The organism is Brevundimonas variabilis (assembly GCF_014199945.1).
Taxonomy (GTDB): Bacteria; Pseudomonadota; Alphaproteobacteria; order Caulobacterales; family Caulobacteraceae; genus Brevundimonas; species Brevundimonas variabilis.
Window position 1 is genome coordinate 226003 of sequence record NZ_JACHOR010000002.1, and the last position, 22946, is coordinate 248948.

The window sequence follows — 22946 nt, forward strand, 5'->3', positions numbered from 1 at the left end:
GTCAGGCGACGGTTTCGACAGTCGGCTCGGGCACCCCGTCCAGAGACTGTTGCTGCGCCAGACGGCTGTAGAGGCCGCCGCGCGCGATCAGGGACGCGTGGCTGCCGGTCTCGACCACACGGCCCGATTCAATGACGTGGATGCGATCCGCATTCATGACCGTCGACAGGCGGTGCGCGATCATCAGCGTCGCTCGGCCCTGCATCAGCCGTTCGAGCGCGGCCTGCACCAGAGCTTCGCTCTCTGTATCGAGTGCAGAGGTGGCTTCATCGAGAAGCAGGATCGGAGCGTCCTTCAGAAATGCCCGCGCGATGGCGATCCTCTGGCGCTGTCCTCCCGACAGGCGCATTCCGCCTTCCCCCGCCCGGGTGGCATAGCCTTCCGGCAGGGCCATGATGAACTCGTGCGCGGCGGCGGCGTGCGCAGCGTCGGCAATCTGGGCCTCCGTGGCCCCCCGGCGGCCATAGGCGATGTTGGCTGCGAGGGTATCGTCGAACAGGAACGGTTCCTGTGTGACCAGGGCAATCCGGTCTCGAACCTCGGTCAGGCTCAGCTCCCGGAGATCGGTTCCGTTGAGGGTGATGGCTCCGCCCGTGACGTCATAGAACCGCGGGAGCAGGGACAGGATGGTCGACTTGCCGCCACCCGAGGGTCCGACCAGAGCAACCGTTTCGCCGGGTGCCACAGTCAGGCTGATGTCAGCCAAGGTCGGTGCTGCCTGGGAATAGGCGAATGAAACCCGATCGAAACTGATCGTGACCGGACCCGGCGGTAGTGGTTTCGGGGTATCGGCCTGACGAATCTCCGGCGAGATATCGAGGGCGGCGAACAGGCGGTTTGCAGCGGTCAGTCCTTCCGCCAGCACCGTCTGCAGGTTGGTGACCTGCCGCAGGCTCTGTCCAGCGGCCATCAGCAGCGCAATGTAGGCGGCAAACGCGCCGACCGTCATGTCATCAGACTGGGCGCGCCAACCTGCATAGCCCATGACCGCTGCGACGATGATCATGGCCACAAGGTTGGAGAAGGGTCCGGCGAACGCGCGCGCATCGGCTGATTTGATGACATGACGCTGGCGGCGGGCGACGACCTCGGCCACGCGTGACTCCTCCGCTGCTTCCCGGTTCTCGATCTTGATCAGGCGAACGCCGTCGAGATTTTCCATCAGGGCCGTCGACAGGTTCTCCGTCTCCTTCATCGCGCCTGTGGTGGCCTTTCTCGTGCGCTTGCCAAAGCGACGGATGATCAGACTGACCAGCGGTGCACCCAGCAGGACGATCAGCGTGAGCTGCCAGTCGATCGAGGCCATGTAGGCGAGGACGGCGATCAGGGTCAGGCCGTGCTGGGTGTAGTTGACGATGCCGTTTGTGAAGGCCTCGCGCACCAGATTGGCGTCGAACAGAACGGAAGAGACGAATCCGCCGGAATGCTGGCTGCGCAGTCGCGCCAGATCGGCTCGGATCATGGCACCGAACAGGCGGACCTGGATGTCACCTACAATGCTGTGGCCCAGCCGGTTCACGAGTGCCGCCTGCCCGAGGGCAGCGATCGTCCAGATCACGGCAATGCCCACGATCAGGGAGGGGATCGTGAACAGGGCCCTTTCCGGCTGAATTGTGATGACACCCCAGACCTTCACCGGCTTGTCCAGAAACAGGCCGTCGATAGCCGGCTGCAGCAGTTGCAGGGCCGTGGCCGACATGAGGCCGACGACGGCTGCGCACAGGATCGACAGGATCAGAGCCCCCCTGTGCTGAAACAGGTAGTCCTGCCAGATCCGGCCCAGCAGCGGACGCGATCGGTCAGTGTCCTTGGTTGCAAGCGGCGGGTTCGTCATGGGTCGGAGGTCGGACGGGAACAGCCACAAGTCAAGCGCCGTGGCGCTGAGGAAGATGAGCGGCTATCTGCGATCCATGTCACGCTACGACCTCACCACCCCCCGCGGCCGTTTCAAGGCGCGCTGGGACTATGTCTGGAAGGATCATGCCTTTCTGAGGCGCTGGTTCATGAACGCCCACTGGCTCGGGCCGGATCTGGTCCGGACAAACCAGCCGTCTCCCCGGCAGCTCGCATACTGGAAAACACAGGGGATCCGCACCGTCATCAATCTGCGCGGGGTCAGGGACGAAGCCTATTATGCGCTGGAGAAGGACGCTTGCGCGCGTCTCGGGCTGACGCTGATCGATGCGCCCCTGGACAGCCGCGATGCACCTCAGAAGGACCGCGTGCATCGCGCGCGGGCCCTGTTTCAGACGATCGAATATCCGGTGCTGATCCACTGCAAGTCCGGCGCGGACCGCGCAGGCATGATGGCGGTCTTCTACCGGCATTTCCATCTTGGCGAGCCGATGTCTCAAGCCATCGGCCAGCTTTCGAAGACCTATCTCCACAGCCGCGAGGGGCTGACCGGGGTCCTCGACTATACGCTGGAGAAATACCTCAACGAGGTTGAACCGACAGGCGTGAGCTTCATCGACTGGATCGACAGCGAGGCCTACGACCCCAAGGCCATCCGCGCTGAGTTCAAGGCGCAGTGGTGGGGCACCCTGCTGACGGAGAAGCTGCTCCGGCGGGAATAGGCCTCAGCCCCAGGGACCCGTACCGGGGCCGGACGTGCCCTCCGGCTTGACCCCGTCCTCGGCGTCTTTCCTCGACTTGCGCGCGGCTTCCCAGGCCCGGAAGTTCTGGATGGCACTGCGTTCGCCACGGTAGGCAAACAGCCAGAAGGCCAGAACGGCCAAGAGGCCGACAAGACCGGCAATCTGCTGGCCGTCGAGGGTCGTACCGAACAGGGTCATGGCTGCCTCAGTGTGAATCGCCACGCGGGTCGATCATCCGGTGGGCGTGCAGGATGAAGAACCGCATGTGAGCGTTGTCGACCGTGGCCTGGGCCCGGGCCTTCCAGGCCTGGCGGGCCTCGGCATAGCTGCCAAAGGCTCCGACGAATTCGACCTTTGAAAGGTCGCGAAACACCGGCGCATCGAGGTGGCGCAGTTCGCCACCGATCACGATGTGAAGCAGTTGCTGGGCTTCGACTTCAGTATGTTGGGACATGGACGACTTTTCAGCGACGTTGGGGCAGGGCTATGCGCCCAGCGGGATAGGCGCTGTCCGCCTCACGATCAACGGGTGAAGTGCCGGAGCCGCACAGACGAGGCTGGCCTGGCGTGGGTCCGGACGGTTGAAATGCCAGGGCCGACCGTGATGGTCCGTGACCCTGGCCCCGGCCTCGTCGGCGATCAGGGCCCCGGCCGCGATGTCCCAGTCCCATTTCGGCGACAACGCGATGGCCGCATCGAATGCGCCGGCAGCAACCAGCGCCATGCGATAGGCGATGGCATTGCGTTTCTCGAACCGCATAGCTGGCCATGGCTCGAGCCATTGCGGCCCCTCGATCATCCGTGCATCGGCCAGGAGAGACGCATCGTCGAGACTGTCTGTATCGGAGGCCGAAATCGCCCGGCCGTTCATTAAGGCTCCACCGCCCAGCGTGGCCTCATAGGTCTCGTTCAGTGCCGGGGCATGGATGACGGCGGCGACCGGCCGGCCGTCCTCGATGACGGCGATCGGGATGCACCACCACGGTTTGCCCTTCATATAGGCGACGGTGCCATCGATCGGATCCACGATGAACAGCCTTCGGCGCGACAGGCGATCCGCAGTATCCGGCGTCTCCTCCGACAGCCAGCCGTATTCGGGGCGTGCCTCGGAAAGGGTCGACTTGAGGAATGCATCGATCGCCATATCGGCCGAGGTGACCGGCGATCCACCGGACTTGGACCAGACCTTCAGCCCCTGTTCGCGCTCAGCCAGGGCCATCGTCCCGGCCACCATCACCGCATCGCGGATCAGCGCCAGATCGTCGTCGTATCCGCTCATTTCCCGGCGATGGCGACGGCGTCGAACAGCAACGAGGGACTGTTGAAGCTACCGCGGAAATCGAGATCTGAACCGGCGACCATGCGGGCCCAAAGATCCTTCAGATTGCCCGCGACCGTCACCTCGCTGACAGGATAGGCCAACTCGCCCCCCTCGAACCAGAAGCCTGAAACGCCGGCGGACCAGTCGCCGGTATTGGCGTTCAAAGACGGCCCAAACATCGAAGTGATCATCAAACCGGTGCCGGCATCGGACATCATGTCTGCGTTCGAACGGTCTCCCGGTGTCAGGTGCAGATTGTGGGTCGAAACTCCGGATGGGCCTGCCAATCCTCTTGAGGCATGCCCTGTCGATGTCAGCCCCAGCTGTGATGCCGATGCGGTATTCAGCAGCCATGTCTGCAGGACGCCGTCTGCCACGATTTCGCGGCGCTCGACCTCAACGCCCTCGTCATCGAATGGCGTGGAGCCAAGCCCGCGCAGCCGCAGCGGATCGTCGATCAGGCTCATGCCTGCTGGGAGAACCGCAGTGTTCAATCGGTCCATCAGGAATGATGTCCCGCGCGCGATCGACGTGCCGGAAATGGCTCCGAGCAATGGAGAAAGGATCTGGGTCGCGACGCGGTTCTCGAAGATCACGGGTGCCGTGGTCGAGGCGATCTTGCGGGGCCCCGTTCGGGCAACGGCGCGTCGCCCCGCCTCGGTGCCGATGGAAGCGGCATCGGGCAGGTCCGAAAGCCAGCGTGTCGTACGGCCGTCGCTGCCGCGCTCCATGGCTCCGTCCTTCTCTGCGATCACGCCGACGCCAAGCGAGAAGCCACTTCCTGAATAGGTCCCGTCAAAGCCGTGGGAGGTGACGAGCCGCCAGGTTGTGGCCGACGTCGAGGCATGGCCTCCTTCCGACCGGGCCACGCCTTCAATGGCCAGTGCGGCGGCTTCGGCCTCGGCGGCGGTGGCCTCAAGCTCGGCTGCGCTGCGCTCTGAGGCGTCGAAGAGGGCCAGATCAGAGTGCGGGCGGCGTGCAAGGCGATCAACATCGGCCAGGCGAGCGTAGGGATCTTCCGGGGCCAGCCGGGCCATGGCGACCACGCGCTCGACAAGCCGCGCACGCGTGGCTGGCGACAGGTCGGATGCCGAAACCGAAGCCTGACGCTGCCCGACAAACACCCGTAGCCCCAGATCGCGAGATTCCTCACGCTCGACGTCTTCAAGCGTCCCATTGCGGACGCCAACGGACAGGGATCGCTGCTCGGATGTCACGGCCTCGGCCGCGTCGGCGCCGGCTCGCAGGGCGGCGTCAATCAGATCGTGCAGGATGTCGGGGGAAGTCGGCGAGGGCGTTTCAGGCATGACCCGATATGGCGGACGCGATGCCGGGCCGCAACGTCTCTCAGAGGACGCCGTAGGCAATCAGGGACAGGGCCGCGACCAGAAGTGCTAGATAGGTCAGGATCATGCCCGCCACGCGACCCAGGGATGGTCCCTTTTGAAAGATCAGTCCGACCGCATGAATCAGACGACCGGCCAACAGCGTTCCGCCGATGGCATGAATCATGGCTGGAGGAGCGCCCGTGAGCGCCAGAAGCACGAGGGCAATCAGGCCTGCCGGAACATATTCAGTTGCATTTCCGAAGGCGCGGCTCGCCGAGGTCAGCTCGTCGTTGCCCCCATCGCCGAAGGCGACAAGATGACGGCGACGGCGACGGACGGTCAGTCCGGACAAGGTAATGAGCAGCAGGACAAGCAGGCCACTCCAGAGGCTCGCCGCATGGATCGCAACCATCGTCATGCTCAGTTCTCCCGCCCCACCGGATATAGCCTATAGCGGCTATCGTAGAACGGCGTTCTTTCATAGAACCATGCAAGTCGCGCATCGCCGTTGGCGGCAAAGTCAGGTTCGGCGGCCAGTTTCGCCTCAAACGCAGACTTCAACGCGGGATCGGCAGCCAGCATCCGCTCCGCCAGTGGCGCAATGGCATAGCTCTCGATGTACTCAACCCGGTTGAGCACTTCCGGGAACATACCCCAGGCAAAGAAGCTTTCCGACGATTGAGGTTCGAGGAGCAGGACGGCCAGATCGCCCATGGGCTGATCGGTAGGAATACGCACCGAGCCGACGGGCCAGTTCCAGTGCACAGTTTCCGGCGTGACGTCGGTGACCGCGATCTGTACGTGCGCCTCATTGGTGCGAGCGGCGATCTTCGGGTCATTGAGACGAAGCATTTCGACAGAGACGGTCCGCGGGGTCGAGACAGTCTCCATCTGCAGGCCTTGAAGGCGCAGTCGCTCGATCAGGTCGGTCCTGTAGCCTGGCACCCAATAGGCAACGGGCCGCTTGAGTGTCAGCGTCGGGCGCGAACCATAGAAGGGCAGGGACCAGATCTCCGGGTCGGCCCGTCCAAGCCAGCGGATCTCCTGCCGACCTGATGCCGGGCTGTCGTACATTTCGTAGGTGACGCCCTTGAAGGCGCGGGTCCCGGCAGGCGTGGGATCCGCCTCGAAATTGGCCGGGATTTCGGTTGGCCGAAGAGCCTTGTCGGCGGCGATGGCGGTCGCCAGGCTTTCGCCGTCACGGGCCAGAGCACGCATGGCGGCCTCGAGCAGCACATAGGTGCCCAGGACCCGTTGCTCGTAGGGCTTGAGGCTGTGGTTTTCGACGAGGATCGTCGGTACGTGCGCAGCCGAACCCCAGCCATTCGAGAACCGTTCGCCGAGCCCACCGTCGGACAGTCCAGCCTTGGGATCATCGCCCACGCCGAAAACCAGAGGGCCCGGGATATGACCCTGGGCTTCAAGCGCCGCGTTGATCGATGGCTTGAACGCTGTGTCAAGCCAGGCTGCACTGGCGGGAGACCGTGAATAGATGCCGTCCTCGCCATTGTACCCGTAGGTGACGTCGTACTGGTAATCCATGCCGTCCGTGACGTGGATGTCGACATAGAGGGCCGGGTCGTATTTGCGGATCAGCCCGATCACTGCACGCATTTCGGGCTGGTCCAGCTTCATGAAATCGCGGTTCAGGTTCTGGTTGGTTGCTGTATGGCGCCACCCCTGGACTCGGGGACCCCTCTGGTTTGGACGGCTGTAGGCCGACGCCCGCTCATGGCCGTCGACCGACAGGATCGGAATCAGGATCAGGTTGGCACGATCGAGCAGATCGCCCTTGCCGCCGAACGCGATATCGCGAAGCAGCATCATCCCCGCATCCTTCCCGTCGATCTCGCCGGGGTGGATACCTGCCTGGGCCAGCAGCACCGGCTTGGATGGATCGAGCGAGGAGCCGTCCTTCGTTGCGATCACGGCATAAATCGCCCGGCCCTCCGGCGAGGTTCCGAACGACTCGATCCGGATAAGATCGGATGCGGCATCCAGACGGTCGAACCACGCCCGAGTTTCAGCATAGGTCGGGCTGGCGTTGTGATCCGGGTCCTGTTCGAAGGCTGTGATCCAAGGATCATCTGATGCTGCCAGCAAGTTGCGGCTGGCTCCATTCCATTCCGGAGCGGGTGGCAGGAACGGCAGGTCCCAGGGAGCGGTCGTCGGGACGGACTGGGACATTGCGGTTGTCGCTGAAAGGGCCGCGAGGACGGCGAAAAGACAGATGTGGCGCATGGGCCTCTTCCTCCGCCAAATGGCAGCGGGCCGCAAGCCATGGTCCAAACACGCGGTGACACTTCGTGGTGACCGAAAGGTCAATCCGTCAGGATGGACAGGCATCCCTTCGGGCAGGCGAAAGGCCGGAAGCTTGCGCTCCGGTTCTGCCCGCGCGCCGGGTGCATTGGCGACAGATCAGGGCTCGAGCGCAGCGGTCAGTCGAGCGATCTCCCGCTCTTCGCGTGCCTTGCGCCCAACCAACTGTTCCAGTTGGCGGGCCTGCGCCGGTGTGGTCACGCCTGCAGCCTGCACGGCCGCCTCGATCTCGGCGATCCGTTCCTCGATCTCGGCAAGCCGCTCCTCGGCCTCGTAGCGGATATTGGAAAGGCGCTCTTCACGGGTCACGCGCGGGGCACGATCGGCCCGAGCTGCATTTCGCCCCGCCAGGACCTGGGCGTCTGCGGTGGAAGCAACAGCGACGATCGGCATCGCTAACAGGGCTGCGGCGCAGACAATGAGGGCTTTCTTCACGAGTTCATTTCCCGACTTCAACGTGTCCGAACCGAGACCCTAGATTACATTTTCGTCACGAGGAAAGCGTTTTTTGTGCGTTGCGGTGTCACCTGCGTGCGCGTGGTCACTTCCAGATCGGCGTGCCGTCGCCGGGCAATCCTAACCGGGACCACATCGTGCTGACCCTCTCCACGACATCGGGGTCCATCCGGATTTCCTCGCCCCACTCTCGGTGCGTCTCTGGTGGAAGCTTGTCTGTTGCGTCGAGGCCGATCTTTGACCCGAGTCCGCTTTCAGGACTTGCGAAGTCCAGATAGTCGATTGGTGTGTTCTCGATCAGGGTGATGTCGCGGGCTGGATCCATCTTCGTCGCCATGGCCCACATCACCTGTTTCCAGTCACGGGCGTCGATGTCGTGGTCCACCACGATGACCCATTTCGTGTACATGAACTGTCGCAGATAGCTCCAGACGCCCAGCATCACCCGTTTGGCGTGACCGGGATAGGCCTTCTTCATCGACACCACCGCGATCCGGTAGCTGCAGCCCTCCGGTGGCAGCCAGAAATCCATGATCTCCGGGAACTGTGCGCGCAGCAGGGGGATGAAGACCTCGTTCAAGGCCTCGCCCAGCACGGAAGGCTCATCCGGCGGACGGCCGGTAAAGGTCGTCAGATAGATCGGGTCCCGCCGCATGGTGATGGCGGTGACCTGGAACACCGGGAAGGTCTCGACCGAGTTATAGTAGCCCGTATGGTCTCCGTAAGGACCCTCCGGGGCGTGTTCGTCCAGCAGGACGTGTCCTTCCAGAACGATCTCGGCTTCGGCCGGCACCATCAGCGGCACCGTCTTGCAGGCCACAAGCTCGGCCTTGGCACCTCGCATCAGTCCGGCGAACTGGTATTCGCTGAGGGTGTCAGGAACAGGGGTGACAGCGGCCAGGATCGTGCCCGGATCAGCGCCTAGCACCACAGCGCAGGGCAGGGGCTCGCGCTTCCCCGCCTTCTTGTGCCGGGCATAATGCTGGGCGCCCCCACGATGGGCGAGCCAGCGCATGATCGCGCGATCCTTGCCGAGGACCTGCATCCGGTAGATGCCGAGGTTGAAGTCGTCCTCGCGATCCTCGCCCGGCCCCCTGGTGACCACGAGGCCCCATGTAATCAGGGGCGCAGGTTCTCCGGGCCAGCAGGTCTGAACCGGCAAACGGGTCAGGTCGATCTGGTCGCCCCTGAGGACGACGTCCTGTACGGGTGCCTTCTTCACGATCTTCGGCCGCATACCCATGACCGTCTTGGCCAGCGGCAGCATGTCAAAGGCATCGCGCAGACCCCGGGGCGGGGTAGGATTTCGGAGGAAGGCCAGGAGTTCGCCAACCTCGCGCAGGTCAGCCCCCGTGGTCCGCGCCTTGTTGTCCAGCGTGACGCCCATGGCCACGCGCTTTACCGTTCCGAACAGATTGGCCAGCGCGGGGATGGGGCTGATGGATCCGTCCGGCATGACGGGTTGCTCGAACAGGACGGCAGGACCTCCGTTTCGCAGCAGACGGGTCTGGATTTCCGTCATCTCGAGCACGGTGGACACCGGCTCCGAGACCCGTACCAGTTCCCCGTCAGCTTCAAGTTTCGTCAGGAATTCGCGCAGGGATCGGTAGGCCATCGAACGCTCCAGTCTAGAGCGTGACGATTAGGCGGTGGGTGCCGTCGTGTCACGCCGGGCTTGCCGTTGCGACGTGCGGTCGATCGCCACGATCACAGCGGCCTAGTCGCGATCCCAGGTGAAGTCTGCATCGAGCCAGTCGCCAAGCCGGCCATCAGGCTTTGCCAGACTATGGATCTGTTGCATTTCCTCTGGCGACAGGTCGAAATCGAAGATGTCGAAATTCTCGGCCGCACGGCTTTCCTTGGCCGTGCGCGGGATGGCGATCACGCCCTGCTGAATGATCCATCTCAGCGTGACCTGGCCGGGGGTCTTGCCGTGCGCCCGCGCTATGTCATTCAGGGTCGCATCGTCGGCGATCTTGCCCTGCGCCAGTGGTGACCAGGCGGTGATCGAGGAACCGAGTTCCCTGGCCGTCGCGATCAGCGCGTTGTTCGAAAGATAGGGGTGGTATTCGACCTGGTTCGTGATCAGTTTCGCTGCCGAAAGAGCCTGCGCTTCCCGGAACTGGGTCGATGGAAAGTTGGAGAGACCGATGGCTCGGGTGAAACCTTGGGCCAGGGCATCGTTCAGTGCGCCCAGCGTCTCGGCAAACGGCGGATTCTTCTTCGGCCAATGCAGGAGCAGGAGGTCAGGGGTGAAGCCCAGCGCCTCCATTGATTCTTTCGCCTGCGTCTGCAGGTCGCCATCGTGGAAATGTTCGACCCAAATCTTGGTGGTGAGCCAGATCTCGTCGCGAGCGACAAGGCCTTCCGCAATCGCATCGCGAATGCCGTCACCGACAGCCGATTCGTTCTTGTAAATCCAGGCTGTGTCGATGTGGCGATAGCCGATGCGCAGGGCCTCTTTCACCATCCGCCGGGCATCGGCGGGCTCGAGTTGCCAGGTGCCGAATCCAAGCAGTGGAATCTGGAAGGTGTCGACAGCGAGCGAGAGCGGGTTGGTCATCGGCATGAGTCCTGAACGTGCGGAAGAGCCCAATAACAGGCAAGCCCGGTCGCGGTTTCAACGGGGCAAAGAAAAAGGCCGCGTCCCGAAGGTCGCGGCCCTGTTCCCTTATCGAACGGCGCGGGCTCTATTCGATGTCTTCGTTCAGCAGGCCGACTTTGAAGAAGCCGTTTTCCTGCATCGAATTCATGACTTCCATGAACTGGTTGTATTGAACTTCCGGCTGGGCGCGGACGAAGACGCGCTCTTCGCGGCAAGCTCCGCCACCGAGCGCGGCACAAACATCGGCCGGAAGACGATCAAGCGTCGTTTCGGTCTCTGCGATGAACAGCTGTCCCGTTTCCTGGATGGTGATGTAGACGGGTTCCTCAACCTCGACCGTAGGATCGGGCGGAGTCGCCGGCGGCAGGTCGAGGCGGATCGAAACGGTCGCAAGTGGCGCGGCAACCATGAAGATGATCAGCAGCACCAGCATGATGTCCACGAACGGCGTCACGTTGATGTCGCTGTTCTGCTGGATCGTCTTGCCACCCTGGCCACCGGGACCGGAAAGTTTAGCACCCATGTCGCGCGTCTCTCTGTGATCACGCCCGCTGACCGCAGGCTATCGAAAGGTTCGATCTGTCTCTTGGCGGGCAAGCCCACGCTTGTAAAGCATGAGTTGGACGAAACGTTGCGATCAGCCCTTAGCAAGCTTGATGAAGCGCTCCATCAGAGCTGGGTCCGACTTGAACGCACCGGTGAACCGGGTGGTGATCGTGGAGACATGGCGGTGATGCACACCGCGGGTCGTCATGCACTGATGTTCCGCATCGATCAGGATCGCGACGCCGGCCGGGTTCAGATGTTCCTCCAGGGCGTAGGCGATCTGGTTGGTCAGGACTTCCTGCGTCTGCAGCCGCTTGGAAAAGATTTCCACGACGCGGGCGATCTTGGAAATGCCAACGACCTTCTCCGTTGGAAGGTACGCGACATAGGCCTTGCCGAGGAACGGGGCCATGTGGTGCTCGCAATGGCTCTCGACCTCGATGTCCCGCAGCAGGACCATGTCGTCATAGCCCTGGACGTCCTCGAAAGTCCGAGACAGTTCCTTGGCCACGTCGGCCTCGTAGCCTTCGAACCATTCGCCGTAGGCGTCGACGACGCGCTTGGGCGTATCCTTGAGGCCTTCACGGTCGGGGTTGTCACCCGCCCAGGCCAGCAGGGTTCGCACAGCCTTGAGGGCTTCCTCGCGCGACGGGCGCAGGGTCTCGACGAGCGTGGGTCGGGTAACCAGAGCATCCATGGAAATCATCTGAAGCGACCAGTGGCGCCGGAACGAAGGTCCCGGAAATGACGCGCGTCGCTCTCCCTTATGTTTAGCCGCTGGCTATCGCCAACGAGCCCACGGCTATATGGGACAGCGGCATCATCCTGCAAGAAAACCAACTGCTCCGCTTCACAATGACGCTTTTTCTTTACGACACGCTGCATCGCGAGAAGCGCGCATTCGAGCCGCGGGACCCGCAACGCGTGACACTATATGTCTGTGGTCCCACGGTTTATGACCATGCGCACATCGGCAACGCGCGCCCACCCGTCGTGTTTGACGTCCTCGTTCGTCTGCTGAGGCGTCAGTTCGGTTCGGACAGCGTGCTCTATGCCCGCAACGTCACCGACGTTGACGACAAGATCAATGCGAAGGCTGCGAGAGAGGGCGTCACGATCGGGGCCGTCACCGCCCGCTACGAGGCTGCCTATCTTGCCGACATGGCGGCACTGAATGTCTCCCCGCCCGATCTGTCGCCGCATGTGACGGACCATATGGGCGCTATCGTCCGACAGATCGCCCAGATCATCCAACAGGGCTGCGCTTATGTGGCGGAGGGGCATGTCGTCTTTGATGTCTCGTCCTATCCCTCTTATGGCGCGCTGTCCGGGCGCAATCTGGACGACATGATCGCAGGCGCGCGGGTCGAGGTCGCGCCCTACAAGAAGAATGCCCACGATTTCGTGCTGTGGAAGCCGTCGAAGGACGGGGAACCGGCCTGGCCGAGCCCCTGGGGCGCAGGACGGCCTGGCTGGCATATCGAGTGCTCGGCGATGATCGAGGAGACCCTCGGGCTGCCCATAGACATCCATGGTGGTGGCATCGATCTGGTCTTCCCGCATCATGAGAACGAGATCGCACAGGGGGTCTGTGCGCACGGCCATGCTCGGACTGACGCGGCTCACGATGCCTATGCGCGCTACTGGATGCACAATGGCTTCCTGACCGTGGATGCCGAGAAGATGTCAAAGTCGATCGGCAATGTCCTGCTGCTGCATGATCTGGTCCAGCACATGCCAGGCGAGGTCGTTCGCTGGGCCTTGCTGAGCGCGCACTATCGACAGCCCTTGGACTGGAACCAGTCGCTGCTGGACCAGTCGCGTAAGAACCTGGATCGTCTGTACGGAGCCTTGCGTCGGGCAGGTGACGTAGAGCCGCTCGGGGATATGCCGTCACCCGAATTTCTGCAGGCGATCTCCGATGATCTGAATACGCCCGGAGCCATGTCCAAGCTGTTCGCCCTGTCCAGCGAGATCGAACGCGCGATGACGGCGGGTGATCTCAACTCCGTGGGCATAGCCAAGGCAGAGTTGCTGGCGTCCGCAGCCATTCTCGGCGTGCTGCAATCAAGCCCGGACGCCTGGTTCGAAGGGGGCGCAGACGATGTTCTAAAAACCGAGGTCGAGGCCTTGCTGGCGGAACGGGTCGAGGCAAGGGCGGCCAAGAACTGGGCCGAGGCCGACCGGATCCGCGATCGCCTTACGGCGCTCAAGGTCGTCGTGATGGATGGCCCGACCGGAGCGACCTGGCGGCTGGCGGACTAGTTTTGCTGCTCTTCGCGGGCGGGTCAGGAGCGCGAGACGGCGATCAGGTCTTTGTCAGAGCGAGATGGATCACGTCGGTCCGGCGTGAGCGGAATCCGGCTTCGCAATAGCCAAGGTAGAAGCGCCACAGACGGCGGAACCGCTCGTCGAAGCCCCCCATCTGGCGAATGTCGTCCCAGGCCGCCTGGAATCGCTGATCCCAACGCTGCAGGGTATCGGCATAGTCGATGCCGAACCGTTCCACATGGTCCCAGGTCAGACCGGCCCGCTCCACGACGGGCTGCAGCCGGGCTTCCGACGGGAGCATACCCCCGGGAAAGACATATTTCTGGATGAAGTCCGTCCGGGCATTGTACTCCTCGAACAGCTCGTCCTGAATCGTGATGATCTGCAGTCCTGCACGCCCCCCGGGGACCAGGACATTCCGGATGGTGTCGAAATAGGCAGGCCAGTATTCCTTGCCCACTGCCTCGAACATCTCGATGGATGCCACGCGGTCGTAGCTGCCTGTCACGTCGCGATAGTCCATCATCTGGACGCGGGCGCGAGACGACAGGCCAGCATTGAACAGGCGGGCCTGGGCATAGTCGTGCTGTTCCTGCGAGATGGTGATTGCCGTCACATCAGCACCGATCTCACGCGCGGCGTATTCGGCAAAGCCGCCCCAGCCACACCCGATTTCCAGCACCTTCATGCCGGGCTTCAGGTCCATGGCCTGCGCCAGCGTCGCATATTTCCGTGTCTGGGCCGACTCCAGGGTGTCATGACTGTCCACGAACCGCGCCGATGAATATGTCATCGTGCCGTCCAGCCAGGTCTCGTAGAAGCTGTTGCCCAGATCGTAGTGGGCCTCGATGTTCTTTTTCGAACCCGCCCGGCTGTTGCGGTTCAGCTTGTGACTGATCCAGTTCACCGCAAGCATGATGACGTTGCCGTCGAACAGACGCCGGATGTGGTCATAGTTCGACGCCAGGACTTCCAGCAGCACCGCCAGATGGGGACTGTCCCATTCCCCGGCCATATAGCCTTCGGCATAGCCGATATCGCCGTTCGCGAGGACACGCCGGGCGAACCGATAGTCGACGATGTTCATCGTCGCGCTCGGCCCGGGGGTCTCGCCTTCCAGCCGGTGTGTCTCGCCATTCGGCAGGATCAAGGTCAGCCGGCCATAAGTCCAGTTGGCGGACAGAAGGCGAATCAGCATGGCGAAGACGCGTGGAGTGGCGTCCAGACGCGCCGCGCCCTGATCGGTGAGAACAGTCATGCTGGCACTCTTGCTAGGTCGGGTTGATGAGCGTCAATCCCCGCTCGCATCCGCGCGGCGTCCTGACACGGTCTTGAGGGCCTCAAGAGCGCGGTTGCGAGCTTCGGTGTGGTCGACGATTGGGTGGGGATAGTGGGTGCCAAGCTGCACGCCGGCCTCCCTGAGAGTCTCGGGTGCTGCGGTCCACGGCGCGTGGAGCCATCGATCCGGTACCTTCCGGAGTTCGGGAACCCATTTCCGGACGTATGTGCCGTCAGCATCGAACTTCTCGCCCTGGGTGATCGGATTGAAGATTCTGAAGTACGGTGAGGCGTCGGCTCCGGATCCAGCGACCCATTGCCAATTCTGTACATTCGACGCCAGGTCGGCATCGACCAGCGTGTCCCAGAACCATGCCTCGCCGCGCCGCCAGTCGATCAGCAGGTGCTTGATGAGAAATGAGGCAACGATCATCCGGACGCGATTGTGCATCCAGCCGGTCGCCCAGAGCTGGCGCATCCCCGCGTCAACGACCGGATAGCCGGTCTGTCCACGCGTCCAGGCCGCGAACGCCACATCGTCGTCGCGCCAGGGAAATGCGTCAAACTCCGGCCGGAAGGCGTGGGTCGGCAGCGTGGGAAAGTGATGCAGCAGGTGCGCCGAGAACTCTCGCCAGCCGATCTCGGCAACGAACTTGTCCGCTTCGGCACCGGGGACCTTACCGTCGGCTGCTGTCTTTCGTGCGGCTGCGATGGCGCGCCAAGGGCTGATCTCTCCCCAGTGCAGATACGGAGACAGACGACTGGTCGCCGGGACGCCGGGCATGTCGCGGCCCTTTCCGTAGTTCGCGAGGCCGTGGGTGACAAAGCGACCGAGCTCGGCGGTCGCCCCAGTTTCTCCAGGGGTCCAGTCAAAGCGCCTGGACCAGTCTGGGTGTTGTGGATGCAGACCCCAGTCGTCGATCGTTTCGCTCGCCACATCCGGCGCTCCGGACAGGTCGCGGGGGCCGGTCGTGTGGGCAGGCTGCACTGCCGTCGCCAGCAGGAACCGGTGGAAGGGCGTGAAAACCTTATATGGGCCGCCTGAGCCATTCAGGACCGAGCCCGGGCGCGTCAGCAGCGAGCCATTGTATCCCTTGACCTCGATGCCCTCGGCTTTCAGTCCATGGGCAATGTCGGCATCACGGGCCCAGGCCTCGGGCTCGAACAGCCGGTTCAGGAAGACCGCTGTCGCCCCTGTCTGTGTGATCAGGGTGCGCAGGACCGCTTCCGAATCGCCACGCCTCAGAATCAGGCTTGCGCCGCGCTCGGCGAAGCTCTCCGCGAGGGCCCGCAGGGATTTGTCCAGCCACCAGAGCGAGGCGGCACCCCGCGGACGGCCCTCGCCAGCCTCATCGAGGATATACACCGGGATCACGGGCCGGCCGGTCTCCGCAGCATGGTTCAGGGCGGGATTATCCTGCAGGCGCAGGTCGCGGCGAAGCCAGAGAATGACCGGCGTGCGCTCGTTGGTGGCCGTGGTGGTCACGCGTGCGATCTCCATGATAGCTTGCAGCGAAAGGCGCACAGCGCCATCTGCACGCCCCATAGCGGCGACATCACTGCGTCGCCACAAGCCCCAACGTCACACGAAGGTTTCATCCGTGAGCCAGCCCAACGCCGTCATCACCCTCTCGCAAGGCCTCACCCGGCCGATCGTCATCGGCGGTGGTGCACGCATCGTCTTCATTGCGGGTCCCTGCCAGATGGAAAGCCGCCAACACGCGCTGGAGATGGCCCATGCGCTGAAGGAAATCGGCGAGCGGCTGAACCTCGGCATTATCTACAAGACCAGTTTCGACAAGGCGAACCGGACCAGTGCGACCGCCGCCCGGGGCATCGGCCTTAAAGATGCCCTGCCGATCTTCGCCGAGATTCGCGAGGTCACCGGCCTGCCAACCCTGACAGACGTGCATTCCGAGGCGCAGTGCGCGGGTGTGGCAGAGGCTGTGGATGTCCTCCAGATTCCGGCCTTCCTGTGTCGGCAGACCGATCTGCTGCTGGCGGCGGCAGCGACGGGCAAGGCCATCAACGTCAAGAAGGGCCAGTTCCTGGCTCCGTGGGACATGAAGAATGTGATCGCCAAGATCACCGGTGCCGGCAATCCCAACGTCATGGCCTGCGAGCGGGGCGCCAGCTTCGGCTACAACACCCTGGTGTCGGACATGCGGTCACTGCCAGTGCTGCGCGACATCGGTTGTCCGGTCGTGTTCGATGCGACCCATTCTGTCCAGCAACCAGGGGGGCAGGGGACGTCCTCGGGCGGACAACGCGAGTTCGTGCCTGTCCTGGCGCGGGCCGCTGTCGCCGTGGGCGTCGACGCGGTGTTCATGGAAACCCACCAGGACCCCGACAACGCCCCTTCGGATGGGCCCAACATGGTGCCGCTGAGAGAGTTCGAGGCTCTGGCTGCCGAACTGATCGACTATGACGACCTCTCGAAGGCGCGGATGGCGAAAGCGGCCTGAATCCGATAGTCCGGGCGCATGGCTGAACACGCACTGGACCTCGGTACGCTTCAATCCCTGCTGGACCGTGCGCGGGGGCTGAGCGTCGCCTGTGTCGGCGACGTGATGCTGGATCGCTATGTCTATGGCGAGGTCAGCCGGATTTCGCCCGAGGCCCCGATCCCCGTGCTGAAATCCCGGCGAATCGTATCCATGCCCGGCGGTGTCGGCAATGTGGCGAGGAACGTGGCCGCACTCGGCGGGCTGGCGCGTCTCGGCGCTGTCACGGGCGATGATACAGCCGGAACCGAGCTGGCGGCGCTTGTCGCGGAAGAACATCAGATTTCCGATTTCATCGCCCGGCCTGACGGGGCCAGCACGATCGTCAAGACGCGCTTCGTGTCGGGCGGCCAGCAACTTCTTCGCCTCGACGATGAAACGCTGACGGTTGGTGCGTTTGATCGCGATGACGTGTTTTCAGACGCTTCCGTCATTCTGTTGTCTGACTACGACAAGGGTGTCGTCACCGACCGGTTGATCCGTACAGCGCTCTGGGCGGCAAGGACCAGCGGTGCCCCCGTGGTTGTCGATCCGAAGGGCCGGGATTTCGCGCGCTACGGAGCGGTCGATGTTATCAAGCCGAACGCATCGGAACTAGCCGGGGCCACAGGTCTGCCCGTCGAGACAGACGCCGAGATCGAGGTTGCTCTCGCGAAACTGCTGGCGGCCACGACGACCCGAGCCATCGTCGTCACCCGGGCTGGCAAAGGGATGAGCTTGATCCGGCGCGAGGACGGCCGTGTGGTGCATTTTCCCGGCCGGGCGAGGGAGGTCTTTGATGTCTCCGGCGCGGGCGATACGGGCCTGGCTGCGCTCGGGCTGGCGCTTGGTGTCGGGGCCTCGCTCGAGCAGGCCGTGCAACTCGCGATCCTGGCCTCAGGGGTCGTGGTCGGAAAGAGCGGCACGGCGGTCGTGACCCCGGGCGAACTGATCGAGGCCGAGATGAGCCAGCATGCCTCGCTTGCGCATGCCAAGGTCACGCCGCTGGATGAGCTCGCGGCCGAGGTCGAGGCCTGGCGGGCCCTGGGATTGAAGATCGGGTTCACCAATGGCTGTTTCGACATCCTGCACCGCGGCCATGTCGCCTATCTGGCCCAGGCGCGGAGCTGGTGTGATCGCCTTGTGGTGGCCCTGAACACCGATGCCTCGGTCACCCGGTTGAAGGGTGAGGGCCGCCCGGTCAACGATCTGGATAGCCGGGCGGTCGTGATCGGCGGGCTGGCCAGCGTCGACAGGGTGACGAGCTTCGACGATCCGACGCCGCTGGCCCTGATCGAGCGGCTGCGGCCCGATGTCTTGATCAAGGGCGCTGATTATACCCGCGAGGGCGTGGTCGGTGGCGACCTGGTCGAAAGCTGGGGCGGCGAAGTCCGGCTGGCAGCGTTCAGCGACGGCCACTCGACGACGAAGACAATCGAGAAGATGACCGGGGGTGCTGCGTGAGCCGCAAGATGATCGTGGTGACCGGCGGTGCGGGTTTCATCGGATCCAACATCGTGGCGCGCCTGACCGCCGACGACCACCATGACATCGTCGTGTGCGACCGGCTGGAAACCGCCGATTTGGCCAAATGGAAGAATGTCGCCAAACATCCGATCGCTGACTTCTGGGCCCCTGAGGCGCTGTTCGAGCAGCTTGAGCGGCACGCCGATGTCATTGAGGCCGTGGTTCATATGGGGGCCATATCCTCGACCACGGAAACCGATGCCGACCTGATCCTGAGGACCAATTTCACCCTGTCGCGCGACCTGTGGGACTGGTGTTCGATCCGCGACGCACGACTGATCTATGCATCTTCGGCAGCGACTTACGGCGACGGGGATCAGGGGTTCGAGGACAACGAAGCGCCTGAAGCCATGTCACAGCTTCGGCCCCTGAATGCCTATGGTTATTCGAAACTTCTGTTTGACCAGTATGCCATCCGGCAGTCGGATCGCGGACAGTCGCCGAGCCAGTGGGCCGGGCTCAAATTCTTCAACGTCTACGGGCCGAACGAGGGTCACAAGGGCTCGATGAAGTCGGTCGTGGCCCAGATCTGGCCCAAGGTCGCGGCCGGCGAGACGGTCAGCCTGTTCCGCTCGCATCACCCGGACTATGCCGACGGCGGACAACTGCGGGATTTCGTTTTCGTCGACGACATTGTCGAGATCGTTGTCTGGTTGCTCGAGACACCCGGGGTATCCGGCGTGTTCAATGCCGGGTCAGGCCAGGCCCGGTCGTTCGACGATCTGGCGAAGGCGACCTTTGCGGCAGCGGGCAAGACCGCGTCCATAGCCTATGTCGACATGCCCGAGGCCATTCGCGACCGGTATCAGTACTTCACCGAGGCCAGAATGGACCGGATCCGGGCTGCGGGCTGGCCGGGTCAGTCGACGCCGCTTGAAGAGGGGGTCAGGCGCTATGTCCAGGGTTTCCTGATGACCGGAGATCCGTATCGGTGACGCGGTCCATGCTGTCATGAAGCGCAGGCTGACCTTTCGACAGGTCGCGGGCTGGACCCTTCTGTCCCTGCTGCTGCTCGTCGCCTCCGCAGTGGCCGTTTGGCGGGGCGACATCCTGAGGGCAGGGCTGGACCCTCAGATCCCTTTCCAGACCTACGATCCACCACCCGCACCGGACTATAGCCAGGCCGATGCCTGGGCCCTGTGGGACGCCCGGGGACCACAGGCCGGCAATGCCGCAGTCTTCTTCGTCCATTCGACGACCTTCGATGGAGGCTCGGGCTGGAACGGTCCGGTCCGCGATCCCAAGGCTGACGCCTATCTCGATCGGGTCGTGCTCCCGAACTACGCGGCACCCTTCGAGCGCGCCGGGGTCATCAGTGTGCCGCGCTATCGCCAGGCCAGCCTTTACACACGGCTGACTCTTCGGGACGACGCGAGGGACGCGCGGGCGTTCGCCTACGATGACGTCCGAAAGGCCTTCGAAACCTGGATCGCGCGGCATCCTGGACAGCCTGTCGTTCTGGTTGGCGTGGAGCAGGGGGCGGAATTGCTGGACCGACTGTTGCGCGAGCGAGTCGCGCCGGACGCCGCCCTCCGCCAGCGCCTGGTTGCCGTCTATCTGATCGACGCGATCGTGGCTGCCGACCGGTTGCGGCCTGAAACACCCGCCTGCCGCGCGCGCACCGAGGTCGGGTGTGTCGTGGGCTGGTCCCAGGTCGGTGTCGGCAACGAGGGAGCGGCGGCGCGGCGGTTGCGTCGTGCGCTGGTCTGGGATGACCGAGGGCGGCTGGTGGATCTGGCAGGCCGCGCGGCCTTGTGCGTGAACCCTGTGACCGGCAGCGTGGGCGAAGAGATTGTGCCCGCCCGCAGGCATCTTGGCGCAACGAATGCCACGGCGCTGGAGTGGGGTGTCCGGCCGGCTTTTATGGACAGACTGGTCGAGACGCAGTGCCGGGGTGGCCTATTGCGTCACACAGAGCCGAAAACAGAGTCCTTCCGGGAGGTTGGAAACTGGGCCGATCGTCGAAAGGCTAGACCCTACAACCTGTTCTATGCAGATCTTGAGGCTGATATTCAGGCGCGTCTGTCGGTCTGGCTGTCCCGGGCCCGAAACTAGTCCGCGGCGGTTCGGTCGGCCTTCCAGTCGAACAGGGCCTCGAGGATGCGAATGGCCTCTCCGCGTGGCGAGGTCAGATCGGGATCGCGGTCCAGGATCATGCGGGCGTCATCTGCGGCCGCCAGCATCAGGCTGCGATGCCGGATCGGATCCGCGAAGCGATAGGCCGGAAAACCGCTCTGCCTGAGACCCAAGGGATCTCCGCCGCCGCGCAGGCGGAAGTCTTCTTCGGCGATCTCGAAGCCGTCCTCGGTCCGCCGCAGGGTTTCCAGCCGCTCCCGGGCTGTATCTCCCAGTCCGTTCTCGCCATTGCTGCTGCCGTACAGGAGGATACAGGCGCTGGCCTTGGCCCCTCGACCCACGCGCCCTCTCAGCTGATGGAGCTGGGCGAGACCAAAGCGATCCGCGTGCTCTATGACCATGATCGAAGCATTGGGGACGTCGACCCCGACCTCGACCACGGTCGTTGCCACGAGAAGCGGTATCCGGCCGTCGGCGAAGTCTGCCATGACGGACTCGCGCTGGGCCCCTGGCATCTGACCGTGGGCGAGGCCAACCTCAAGGTTCAGAATGCGGGACAGGTCACGCGCCCGATCCTCGGCGGCCGCCAGATCAATGGCTTCGCTTTCTGCCACCAGCGGACAAATCCAGTAGGCCTGAGCCCCGCTTTCGATCGCAGCCTTCAGGCGCTGGGCGACTTCGCCGATCCGGACGAGGGGCAGCACCGCAGTGGCAACGGGCGTTCGGCCGGGAGGCTTCTCCATCAACCGGCTGACCTCCAGCTCGCCGTACTGGGTCAATTCAAGCGTGCGCGGGATAGGTGTCGCCGACATGGTCAACAGGTGCACACCTCCGATTCTGGGATCGCCTTTGGCCTGCAGGCGCTGGCGTTCGTTGACGCCGAAGCGGTGCTGCTCGTCAATGATAACCAGGGCCAATTTGTCGAATCGCACGGCGTCCTGAAACAGGGCGTGGGTCCCTATGGCGATACCAGCCGATCCATCGGCGAGAGCGGCCAGACGGTCGCGGCGCTCTGCGGCGGTATCGCGACCCGTTAGCAGGATCGCCTTCAGGCCCGCCTCTGCAAACATCGGGGCAAGACGTTGATAGTGCTGGCGCGCAAGAATTTCCGTGGGTGCCATCAGGGCAGCCTGGAAGCCGCACGAGGCGGCATCGGCCATGGCGAGCGCGGCCACTGCAGTCTTTCCCGACCCGACATCGCCCTGAAGCAGACGGCCCATCTGCTCGCCGGACGCCAGATCGTGACGGATGTCCGCGAGGGCCTTGGCCTGGGCCCGGGTCAGGGTGAAAGGCAGGGTCGCCAGCAGGCGATCGGAAGAGGCACCCGGGACAATCCGCGGTGCGGGGGTGATCTGACGGGCTCGGCGGCGACGGGCGAGGGCGAGCTGATGGGCCAGCAGTTCGTCGAAGGCGAGACGCTGTCGCGCCGCTGCGTCTGGCTCCAGGTCTGTCAGCCCCTCGGGTTCGTGAACCACCCTCACCGCTGCCTGCCAAGCGGGCCATTTGCGTGCCGCGATCCATGCCGTGTCTTGCCACTCCGGCAGAACAGGGGCCAGCGCGAGGGCCTGGATGGCCAGCTTCCGCACCTGCCGTGAGGTGAGGCCTGCGGTCGCAGGATAGATGGGCTCGACCGCCGGGATATCATCGGCCTTGTCCAAAGGGACGATCCAGTCTGGATGGACAATCTGGACTTCGTTGTTGAAGCGTTCGACCTTGCCCGACACCAGCCGCCGTTCACCGCGGGGAAGCTGGCGGTCGATGTGCTGGGGGCTACCGCCGAACCAGATCAGGTGGACGAACCCTGTCTCGTCGCTGGCGCGGACCTTCAGGGGAGCACCGATCTTGGCCGGGACGAACATGCGGTCGATGATCACGTCGAACACGCCGACTTCGCCTTCGATCGCGTCGACAGCCGTCGTGCGTCGGCGCGTGATCATGCCGTTGGGCGTCAGAAACAGCAGATCGCGGACAAGCGGACCAGCCAGCTTCTGGACGAGCGGCGTTACCTTGGCCCCCACGCCCTTAAGGCTGGAGACCTCTGCGAACAGCGAAAAAAGAATCTGCGGCCTCATGACGACCCCAGCATAGCTGGCGGAGGCGGCGTTGGAACGCTATCTCATCCGGCATCATAACTGACAG

21 protein-coding genes are annotated in these 22946 nt (G+C 63.7%); 6 read left to right on the forward strand and 15 right to left on the reverse strand.

Annotated elements, in window-relative coordinates:
* Window position 1: 1 nt before the first annotated feature.
* Window positions 2–1834: an ABC transporter ATP-binding protein gene (locus GGR13_RS05800; RefSeq protein WP_183212559.1), complete on the reverse strand. Its 1833-nt coding sequence runs from the start codon at window positions 1832–1834 to the stop codon at window positions 2–4.
* Between the two features lie 76 nt (window positions 1835–1910).
* Between GGR13_RS05800 and GGR13_RS05805 the strand changes: the two genes are divergently transcribed.
* A complete protein-coding gene (locus tag GGR13_RS05805) occupies window positions 1911–2576 on the forward strand; it encodes a fused DSP-PTPase phosphatase/NAD kinase-like protein (protein WP_183212560.1) in 666 nt (221 codons plus the stop codon).
* 3 nt (window positions 2577–2579) lie between these two features.
* Here GGR13_RS05805 and GGR13_RS05810 read toward each other — a convergent pair whose 3' ends face one another.
* From GGR13_RS05810 to folE, 11 genes are all read right to left on the reverse strand, one after another.
* Window positions 2580–2819: a hypothetical protein gene (locus GGR13_RS05810; protein WP_183212561.1), complete on the reverse strand. Its 240-nt coding sequence runs from the start codon at window positions 2817–2819 to the stop codon at window positions 2580–2582.
* The gene (locus tag GGR13_RS05815) at window positions 2803–3051 is read right to left on the reverse strand and encodes a DUF4170 domain-containing protein (RefSeq protein ID WP_183212562.1); all 249 of its coding nucleotides are present in this window, start codon (window positions 3049–3051) and stop codon (window positions 2803–2805) included. The genes GGR13_RS05810 and GGR13_RS05815 overlap by 17 nt, the downstream gene beginning before the upstream one ends.
* 30 nt (window positions 3052–3081) lie before the next feature.
* The gene (locus GGR13_RS05820; protein WP_183212563.1) at window positions 3082–3876 is read right to left on the reverse strand and encodes a 3'(2'),5'-bisphosphate nucleotidase CysQ; all 795 of its coding nucleotides are present in this window, start codon (window positions 3874–3876) and stop codon (window positions 3082–3084) included.
* Window positions 3873–5225 (reverse strand): TldD/PmbA family protein, encoded by a 1353-nt coding sequence (locus tag GGR13_RS05825; protein ID WP_183212564.1) that lies wholly within the window; start codon window positions 5223–5225, stop codon window positions 3873–3875. Before GGR13_RS05825 ends, GGR13_RS05820 begins: the two co-directional genes overlap by 4 nt.
* A gap of 40 nt (window positions 5226–5265) precedes the next feature.
* Window positions 5266–5664, reverse strand: coding sequence for an MAPEG family protein (locus tag GGR13_RS05830; RefSeq protein ID WP_183212565.1), 399 nt, complete (start codon window positions 5662–5664; stop codon window positions 5266–5268).
* A 2-nt stretch (window positions 5665–5666) separates the two neighbouring features.
* Window positions 5667–7487, reverse strand: coding sequence for a M14 family metallopeptidase (locus GGR13_RS05835; protein WP_183212566.1), 1821 nt, complete (start codon window positions 7485–7487; stop codon window positions 5667–5669).
* 177 nt (window positions 7488–7664) lie between these two features.
* On the reverse strand, window positions 7665–8000 hold the full coding sequence (locus tag GGR13_RS05840) for a hypothetical protein (RefSeq protein WP_183212567.1): 336 nt from the start codon (window positions 7998–8000) through the stop codon (window positions 7665–7667).
* 106 nt (window positions 8001–8106) lie between these two features.
* A complete protein-coding gene (locus GGR13_RS05845) occupies window positions 8107–9636 on the reverse strand; it encodes a UbiD family decarboxylase (protein WP_183212568.1) in 1530 nt (509 codons plus the stop codon).
* Between the two features lie 102 nt (window positions 9637–9738).
* A complete protein-coding gene (locus GGR13_RS05850; protein WP_183212569.1) occupies window positions 9739–10584 on the reverse strand; it encodes an aldo/keto reductase in 846 nt (281 codons plus the stop codon).
* A 127-nt stretch (window positions 10585–10711) separates the two neighbouring features.
* On the reverse strand, window positions 10712–11149 hold the full coding sequence (locus tag GGR13_RS05855) for a biopolymer transporter ExbD (protein ID WP_183212570.1): 438 nt from the start codon (window positions 11147–11149) through the stop codon (window positions 10712–10714).
* A gap of 114 nt (window positions 11150–11263) precedes the next feature.
* Window positions 11264–11869: a GTP cyclohydrolase I FolE gene (gene folE, locus GGR13_RS05860; RefSeq protein ID WP_183212571.1), complete on the reverse strand. Its 606-nt coding sequence runs from the start codon at window positions 11867–11869 to the stop codon at window positions 11264–11266.
* A 158-nt stretch (window positions 11870–12027) separates the two neighbouring features.
* On the opposite strand from folE, the gene cysS reads away from it, so the two are divergent.
* On the forward strand, window positions 12028–13437 hold the full coding sequence (gene cysS / locus GGR13_RS05865) for a cysteine--tRNA ligase (RefSeq protein ID WP_183212572.1): 1410 nt from the start codon (window positions 12028–12030) through the stop codon (window positions 13435–13437).
* Between the two features lie 43 nt (window positions 13438–13480).
* On the opposite strand, the gene GGR13_RS05870 is transcribed toward cysS, so the two are convergent.
* On the reverse strand, window positions 13481–14701 hold the full coding sequence (locus GGR13_RS05870) for a class I SAM-dependent methyltransferase (protein WP_183212573.1): 1221 nt from the start codon (window positions 14699–14701) through the stop codon (window positions 13481–13483).
* Between the two features lie 33 nt (window positions 14702–14734).
* Window positions 14735–16207, reverse strand: coding sequence for a cryptochrome/photolyase family protein (locus tag GGR13_RS05875; protein WP_343060301.1), 1473 nt, complete (start codon window positions 16205–16207; stop codon window positions 14735–14737).
* Window positions 16208–16322: 115 nt separating this feature from the next.
* Here GGR13_RS05875 and kdsA point away from each other — a divergent pair, with 115 nt between their 5' ends.
* From kdsA to GGR13_RS05895, 4 genes are read left to right on the forward strand one after another with little or no spacing between them, the layout of a single operon-like run.
* The gene (kdsA, locus tag GGR13_RS05880; protein WP_183212575.1) at window positions 16323–17186 is read left to right on the forward strand and encodes a 3-deoxy-8-phosphooctulonate synthase; all 864 of its coding nucleotides are present in this window, start codon (window positions 16323–16325) and stop codon (window positions 17184–17186) included.
* An 18-nt stretch (window positions 17187–17204) separates the two neighbouring features.
* Entirely contained in the window at window positions 17205–18668 is a 1464-nt protein-coding gene (gene rfaE2 / locus GGR13_RS05885) for a D-glycero-beta-D-manno-heptose 1-phosphate adenylyltransferase (protein ID WP_183212576.1), read from the forward strand.
* Between the two features lie 8 nt (window positions 18669–18676).
* Entirely contained in the window at window positions 18677–19666 is a 990-nt protein-coding gene (gene rfaD / locus GGR13_RS05890) for an ADP-glyceromanno-heptose 6-epimerase (protein WP_183213102.1), read from the forward strand.
* Window positions 19667–19682: 16 nt separating this feature from the next.
* Window positions 19683–20786: a DUF3089 domain-containing protein gene (locus tag GGR13_RS05895; RefSeq protein ID WP_183212577.1), complete on the forward strand. Its 1104-nt coding sequence runs from the start codon at window positions 19683–19685 to the stop codon at window positions 20784–20786.
* Here GGR13_RS05895 and recG read toward each other — a convergent pair.
* Window positions 20783–22879 (reverse strand): ATP-dependent DNA helicase RecG, encoded by a 2097-nt coding sequence (recG, locus tag GGR13_RS05900; protein ID WP_183212578.1) that lies wholly within the window; start codon window positions 22877–22879, stop codon window positions 20783–20785. The two genes, GGR13_RS05895 and recG, sit on opposite strands and share 4 nt — an antisense overlap.
* Between the last annotated feature and the right edge of the window lie 67 nt (window positions 22880–22946).

Bases quoted from the DNA above. Each gene is read 5' to 3' on its own strand.
- GGR13_RS05800 (WP_183212559.1), bottom strand. From the start codon at position 1,834: ATGACGAACCCGCCGCTTGCAACCAAGGACACTGACCGATCGCGTCCG.
- GGR13_RS05805 (WP_183212560.1), top strand. From the start codon at position 1,911: ATGTCACGCTACGACCTCACCACCCCCCGCGGCCGTTTCAAGGCGCGC.
- GGR13_RS05815 (WP_183212562.1), bottom strand. From the start codon at position 3,051: ATGTCCCAACATACTGAAGTCGAAGCCCAGCAACTGCTTCACATCGTG.
- GGR13_RS05820 (WP_183212563.1), bottom strand. From the start codon at position 3,876: ATGAGCGGATACGACGACGATCTGGCGCTGATCCGCGATGCGGTGATG.
- GGR13_RS05825 (WP_183212564.1), bottom strand. From the start codon at position 5,225: ATGCCTGAAACGCCCTCGCCGACTTCCCCCGACATCCTGCACGATCTG.
- GGR13_RS05830 (WP_183212565.1), bottom strand. From the start codon at position 5,664: ATGACGATGGTTGCGATCCATGCGGCGAGCCTCTGGAGTGGCCTGCTT.
- GGR13_RS05835 (WP_183212566.1), bottom strand. From the start codon at position 7,487: ATGCGCCACATCTGTCTTTTCGCCGTCCTCGCGGCCCTTTCAGCGACA.
- GGR13_RS05845 (WP_183212568.1), bottom strand. From the start codon at position 9,636: ATGGCCTACCGATCCCTGCGCGAATTCCTGACGAAACTTGAAGCTGAC.
- GGR13_RS05850 (WP_183212569.1), bottom strand. From the start codon at position 10,584: ATGACCAACCCGCTCTCGCTCGCTGTCGACACCTTCCAGATTCCACTG.
- GGR13_RS05855 (WP_183212570.1), bottom strand. From the start codon at position 11,149: ATGGGTGCTAAACTTTCCGGTCCCGGTGGCCAGGGTGGCAAGACGATC.
- folE (WP_183212571.1), bottom strand. From the start codon at position 11,869: ATGGATGCTCTGGTTACCCGACCCACGCTCGTCGAGACCCTGCGCCCG.
- cysS (WP_183212572.1), top strand. From the start codon at position 12,028: ATGACGCTTTTTCTTTACGACACGCTGCATCGCGAGAAGCGCGCATTC.
- GGR13_RS05870 (WP_183212573.1), bottom strand. From the start codon at position 14,701: ATGACTGTTCTCACCGATCAGGGCGCGGCGCGTCTGGACGCCACTCCA.
- rfaE2 (WP_183212576.1), top strand. From the start codon at position 17,205: ATGGCTGAACACGCACTGGACCTCGGTACGCTTCAATCCCTGCTGGAC.
- rfaD (WP_183213102.1), top strand. From the start codon at position 18,677: ATGATCGTGGTGACCGGCGGTGCGGGTTTCATCGGATCCAACATCGTG.
- GGR13_RS05895 (WP_183212577.1), top strand. From the start codon at position 19,683: ATGAAGCGCAGGCTGACCTTTCGACAGGTCGCGGGCTGGACCCTTCTG.
- recG (WP_183212578.1), bottom strand. From the start codon at position 22,879: ATGAGGCCGCAGATTCTTTTTTCGCTGTTCGCAGAGGTCTCCAGCCTT.